This is a genomic window from Paraburkholderia sp. RL17-347-BIC-D (assembly GCF_046027915.1).
Lineage (GTDB): Bacteria > Pseudomonadota > Gammaproteobacteria > Burkholderiales > Burkholderiaceae > Paraburkholderia.
The window spans coordinates 1-1,233 of record NZ_JARESS010000179.1; the positions used below are offsets into that span (position 1 = coordinate 1).

Below are 1,233 nucleotides of genomic sequence, written 5' to 3' on the forward strand. Positions count from 1 at the left end.
AAGGAAGCAGCTGCAAATGAGAAATGGATAGCCGTGTTGCGATTGGCGAAATGTGAATGTTAGCGCCGCGGCCCTGTTAAGCGCCATTTACGGACGGTTTGCGACCGCTAATCCATTAGTTAGCCAGACTGCGCCGTTCTGAAAGAGGCCGGGAAATGCTCAAAAGTCAGGACTACCAGCCAGCGCTGTGCAGGCACGAGGAAGTCGCCTTCTGGTGCGCCGCACGACGTTGCGTATCGGCACGAGGCCCACCGGGAGGTGGCTGGAGCGCTTCCATTTCTCTCTAGCTGCGAGGTGAAACCATGAAAATTAAATCGTTGTTAGGCATTGCAGTTGCTTCGGTGGCTTTTGCGCCATCGCTGCAATCCATTCCAGCATGGGCCGATGGTCCGAAGTCCGCTTATGACAACGGCGGGACGGATGCATCGCTCGACCCCGGTGACGAACGTATGACCGCCGATGAGGAAAACCAGGCACGTCAGAAAGACCTGAGCAATGCCTACCATAGTGGATACGTTGCTCGGGCGAAGGAGGACGCCGAGACGTACGCTTCTTTGCGGGATCAGTTGAAGAGTCCGGCTAAGCAGGTCCAGTCGCACGATGTGCCGCCGCTCCCGCCCGCCATGCCAGACGACGAGGCCTTGCAGGCGCCCGTCCCCGTCCCCCAACCGCACGTCGCCCAGCGCGCATTGCCGGCCCAGCCCGGGTATCAGATGGTTGCGCAGCAGCCGCAGTACGCGCCACCGCCGACGCGTTACCAGCAGGCGCCCGTCTATGCGCAAGCGCCGGTTTTTGAAAGCGGTCCGTCGAACTATCCGCAGCCGGTGTACGTGCAACAGGCCTATGCAGCGCCCCCTCCACCGGCTGTCCAGTACGTTCCGGTCTATCCCCAGGAGGAGGTGCAGGAATACCCGGTTCAGGCCGTGGTGCAGCCGGTCGTCGCCGTTGCCAGTCCCATTGCCTATCCGGTCTACCGGGCGGGATACTGGGCCGGGTCATTTCCCCGTCCGTACCGCCAAGGGCCCATGATCTACCAGGTCTCGCAATAGCGGAGGGCGCGGGCAAGGGTCGGTTCCAGGCCCGCGCCCGCCAGGCAGAGGATCTTCGGGTCGACCCGTAAACCCTGACTACTGCACGAGCCGGGCTCGCAGGCGCGAATATTCCGCTTCCGAAATGGCCCCTGCCGATTTCAGACGGTCAAGCTTTTCGATCTCGTCGGTTACGCCGAAACCA

At 61.6% G+C, this 1,233-nt stretch carries 2 protein-coding genes; one reads left to right on the top strand and one right to left on the bottom strand.

The annotated features are described in order from the left end of the window. Positions 1-302 precede the first annotated feature (302 nt). Entirely contained in the window at positions 303-1,049 is a 747-nt protein-coding gene (locus P0D96_RS47985; protein WP_132378149.1) for a hypothetical protein, read from the top strand. A 78-nt stretch (positions 1,050-1,127) separates the two neighbouring features. Here the strand turns inward: P0D96_RS47985 and P0D96_RS47990 are convergent, their stop codons facing one another. Continuing rightward, positions 1,128-1,211 (bottom strand): SHOCT domain-containing protein, encoded by an 84-nt coding sequence (locus P0D96_RS47990; RefSeq protein WP_408321337.1) that lies wholly within the window; start codon positions 1,209-1,211, stop codon positions 1,128-1,130. Between the last annotated feature and the right edge of the window lie 22 nt (positions 1,212-1,233).